Source organism: Cellulomonas bogoriensis 69B4 = DSM 16987, assembly GCF_000767165.1.
In the GTDB taxonomy this organism is placed as follows: domain Bacteria; phylum Actinomycetota; class Actinomycetes; order Actinomycetales; family Cellulomonadaceae; genus Actinotalea; species Actinotalea bogoriensis.
In genome coordinates this window covers 1-4,524 of the sequence record NZ_AXCZ01000201.1, presented here as the reverse complement: position 1 = coordinate 4,524, position 4,524 = coordinate 1, and the positions used below count along the sequence as shown (strand labels likewise).

3 protein-coding genes are annotated in these 4,524 nt (G+C 72.4%); 1 reads left to right on the top strand and 2 read right to left on the bottom strand.

The genetic code is table 11. The annotated features are described in order from the left end of the window. Both N869_RS13150 and N869_RS13145 read right to left on the bottom strand, forming a co-directional pair. A partial coding sequence (locus tag N869_RS13150) for a gluzincin family metallopeptidase (RefSeq protein WP_156968552.1) occupies positions 1-1,745 on the bottom strand: 1,745 nt, incomplete at its 3' end. Between the two features lie 62 nt (positions 1,746-1,807). After that, positions 1,808-4,201, bottom strand: coding sequence for an ATP-binding cassette domain-containing protein (locus N869_RS13145; protein WP_035062345.1), 2,394 nt, complete (start codon positions 4,199-4,201; stop codon positions 1,808-1,810). Between the two features lie 88 nt (positions 4,202-4,289). Here N869_RS13145 and N869_RS13140 point away from each other — a divergent pair. Continuing rightward, a partial coding sequence (locus N869_RS13140; protein WP_035062343.1) for an amino acid permease occupies positions 4,290-4,524 on the top strand: 235 nt, incomplete at its 3' end.

The window sequence follows — 4,524 nt, the reverse complement described above, 5'->3', positions numbered from 1 at the left end:
CGTGACGCGTCGTCGGCGGCCCGGAGCCCGGCCCGCAGGTCCGCGAGGTCGCCGGCGCCCTCGAACCTCTCCTGCAGCGCGTCGGGCACGGGGATGCGCGCGGCGGTGAGCTGGTCCACGACGCTCGCGCGGGTCCGGACCAGCTCGGTGAGCTCGGGGAACGTCTCGGACGCCTGGTCGAACTCCCACCGGGTCATCGGGGCGCGGACCGCCTCGGGCAGGGCCCACCCGTCGGCGGCGTCGGCGAGCTCGGTGTACGTGGCGCGTGCCTCGGCGCGGGCGTCCATGTCTGCGGCCTGCTCGTCGGTGGCCACCAGGGCCCGGAACAGCTCTTCGGCCCGGGCGGAGCCGGCGGTGTCCTGCAGGTGGTCCAGGAGCACCCGCCAGTCCGCGACCTGGTCCCACGTGGAGTCGGTCGTCGCGGCCGGGTACGCCGACCGCCGTTCGGCGGCGGCCTGCACCACCTGGGACACGCCCGCCACGCCCACCTCGTCGACGATCGTGTCCATGACCCACCAGGAGGTGTTGTACCCGTAGGCCTCCTGCTCCTCGGTCTCGGGGTTCTCCAGGTCCACGTTCGCCCAGGAGTTCAGGGGCAGCGCGCCGGGGGCCTCGGGGTCGACGGGGTCGGGGGCGGGGGCGTCCAGGCCGAGCTCGTCCATGGTGTGCGCGGCGAACACCTCGGCCATGGCCTCGTTGACCCAGCGGCCCTGGAACAGCTCGGCGTTGAACCAGGCGTGCGCCATCTCGTGCAGGGTCACGTGGGCGTCCAGCAGGTCACCGATCTCGATCAGGGACCGGGAGTGCTCGTACCAGCCGCCGTACCCGTACACGTAGGGCGCGGAGGTCTCCACGATCGTCAGCTCGCGTGGTTCGGCCCACGCGACGCCGATCGCGTCCTCCAGGACGGGCAGCCCCCGCTCGGCCAGGTCCGCGGTGAACTCCAACCACTCGTCGTCCCCGGGCCAGGCCTGCAGCCGCACCAGGTGCTCACCGAACGTCACGGTCTGGTCGATGAGGGCGTCGTCGTCGCGGGCGACGACGCTGGCGAACCACTCGGCGGGGTCGGCGATGTCGGTGGCCGTGTAGACGGCCATCCCGTCGGCGGTCGTGGACCCCATGTCGTCGCCGACGACGTCGACCTCCAGGTGGGCGGGCAGCCGCACCGTGACCGACGCCTGCCCGGGGTCCCCGGAGACGAACACCGGGAAGGTCGCGAACGCCTCGTTGACCTGGGTGAGGGTCCCGGACCGGGGTGGCTGGGGCGGGATCTGGTACGACAGGCGGACGGTCTGCGGTCGCCCGTGGTACAGGTGCGGGGAGAGGCTGATCTCGGCCAGGCCGTAGAAGTCGCTGTCGCCGGGGCGCACCTGCACCCGCAGCGCACCGCCCCCGTCACGGGAGGCGCGCACCTGCTCGGCGCCGGCGAGCACGGGCACCGTGAACGTGTGGAAGTACTGCTGCTCGACGTACCCGTCCCGGACCCGGTCGCGGATCTGGTTGGTCAGGCGCACCACCAGGTCCACGTTGATGGTGCGGTCGTCCAGGTCCACGGTGTACGTCGTCTCGGCCACCACGCCCAGGCCGGGGGTGTAGTCCTCGGGCGAGGCGACCACCGGGCCCTGGGCGGGGGAGTGCTCGTGCCCGGGGTGGGCGGTCGCCGGTGCCCCGACCGCCAGGGTCGAGACCACCCCCAGGGCCACGAGGGCGGCGGTCAGGTGGGGGAGTCGTGGCCCGCGCGTCATGCCCCGATGGTCCCACGCGCCGCCGGCCTGCCGACGGGACCGTTCACCGGTCGGGTCGCAGGTCAGACGCCCACGTAGCGGGCCAGGTGCTCACCGGTGGCGCCGCTGCGCGCGGCGACCAGGTCGGCAGGGGTGCCCTCGAAGACGACGCGTCCGCCGTCGTGCCCGGCCCCCGGGCCCAGGTCGATCACCCAGTCCGCGTGCGCCACGACGGCCTGGTGGTGCTCGATGACCACCACCGACGAGCCGGAGTCCACCAACCGGTCCAGCAGGCCCAGGAGCTGCTCCACGTCCGCCAGGTGCAGGCCCGCGGTCGGTTCGTCCAGCACGTACACGGCGTAGCCCTCGGCCATGCGGGTCGCCAGCTTGAGCCGCTGGCGTTCCCCACCGGACAACGTGGTCAACGGCTGACCGAGCCTCAGGTACCCGAGCCCGACGTCCGCCAGCCGCACCAGGATCGTGTGCGCGGCCGGGGTCCGCGCGGGCCCCGAGCCGAACAGCTCCTCGGCCTGCGCCACGGACATCTCCAGCACCTCGGCGATGTTCTTGCCACCCCACGTGTGCTCGAGCACCTCGGCGCGGAACCGGCGGCCCCCGCACGGCTCGCAGGGCGTGGCCACGGTCTCCATGACGCCCAGCTCGGTGTACACCACCCCGGCGCCGTTGCAGGTGGGGCACGCGCCCTCGGAGTTCGCGCTGAACAGTGCGGGCCTGACCCCGTTCGCCTTCGCGAACGCCTTGCGCACGGGGTCCAGCAGGCCGGTGTAGGTCGCCGGGTTGGACCGCCGCGAGCCCTTGATGGCGGTCTGGTCCACGACCACCACCCCCTCACGTCCGGCGAGGTTCCCGTGCACCAGGGAGCTCTTGCCCGATCCGGCCACACCCGTGACGACGGTCAGGACGCCCGTGGGGACGTCGACGTCCACGTCCCGCAGGTTGTTCTGGCAGGCCCCCCGCACCTGCATGCGCCCGGTCGCCGCCCGCACCGAGTCCTTGACGTGGGCCCTGTCGTCCAGGTGCCGTCCGGTGACCGTCCCGCTGCGGCGCAGGCCCGCGACCGTCCCCTCGAAGCACACCCGGCCCCCGTCCCCACCGGCACCGGGCCCCAGGTCGACCACGTGGTCGGCCACGGCGATCGTCTCCGGCCTGTGCTCGACCACCAGCACCGTGTTGCCCTTGTCCCGCAGCCGCAGCAGCAGGTCGTTCATCTGCTGGATGTCGTGCGGGTGCAACCCGGTGGTCGGCTCGTCGAACACGTACGTCACGTCCGTCAGGGCCGAGCCGAGGTGCCGCACCATCTTGGTGCGCTGGGCCTCCCCGCCCGACAGGGTGCCTGCCGGGCGGTCCAGGCTCAGGTACCCCAGCCCGATCTCCGTGAACGAGTCCAGGATCCCGCTCAACGACTCCAGCAACGGCGCCACCGACGGCTCGTCCAGGTCACGCACCCACCGGGCCAGGTCGCGGATCTCCATCGAGCACACGTCGGCGATGCTCACCCCGCGGACCTTGGCCGACCGCGCCCCCTCGTTCAGGCGCGTCCCGCCGCAGTCGGGGCACACGGTGAACGTCACGGCCCGGTCCACGAACGCCCGGACGTGCGGCTGCAGCGCCTCGCGGTCCTTGGACAGCACCGACTTGCGCAGCTTGACGATCAACCCCTCGTAGGTGACGTTGACGCCGTCGACCTTCACCTTGGTGGGCTCCTTGTGGAGCAGGTCGTCCATCTCACGGGAGGTGAACTCCCGGATGGGCTTGTCCGGGTCGAACAACCCGGACCCGGCGTAGATGCGCCCGTACCACCCGTCCGCCCCGTAGCCGGGGATCGTGAACGGGCCCTGACGCAAGGTCATCGAGTCGTCGAACAGCTCAGCGGGGTCGATGTCGGTGACCCTGCCCATGCCCTCGCACCGCGGGCACATCCCACCGGTGACGGTGAACTCCCGACGCTCCTTGACCGTCCGCCCCTCCTTCTCCAGCGTGACCGCCCCGGCACCGCTGACCGACGCCACGTTGAACGAGAACGCCTGCGGGGACCCCACGTGCGGTTCACCCACCCGGCTGAACAGGATCCGCAGCAGCGCGTTCGCGTCCGTGACGGTCCCCACCGTCGACCGCGGGTTCGCGCCCATCCGCTCCTGGTCCACGACGATCGCCGTGGTCAACCCCTCCAGCACGTCGACGTCCGGCCGCGCCTGGGAGGGCATGAACCCCTGCAGGAACGCGCTGTACGTCTCGTTGATCATCCGGCGGGACTCCGCGGCCACCGTCCCGAACACCAACGAGCTCTTGCCGGAGCCCGACACCCCGGTGAACACCGTCAACCTGCGTTTGGGGATCTCCACGTCCACGTCCTGCAGGTTGTTCTCCCGTGCACCGCGCACCCGGATCAGGTCGTGCAGGTCAGCGGGGTGCAGCGACCCGACCGAACCGTTCCCGTCACCCGCAGAGGTCGTCATGTCGCGATGCTCCCACGCGACCACCGCCCGGCCCAGAGGTTCCCCGGGCCCGGACGGTCGTGCAGGATGACGCCGTGAGCGTGCACCCATGACCCACCACGACGGGCTCGCCCGCCGCCTGGGCACCCGCGACGCCGTGGTCATCGGCGTCGGCTCCATGATCGGCGCGGGGGTGTTCGCGGCCTTCGCCCCGGCCGCCGGTGCCGCCGGCTCCACGTTGCTGGTCGCGCTGGCGCTCGCGGCGGCCGTGGCCTACGCCAACGCGACGTCCTCGGCCCAGCTCGCCGCCCAGTACCCCACGTCCGGCGGCACCTACGTGTACG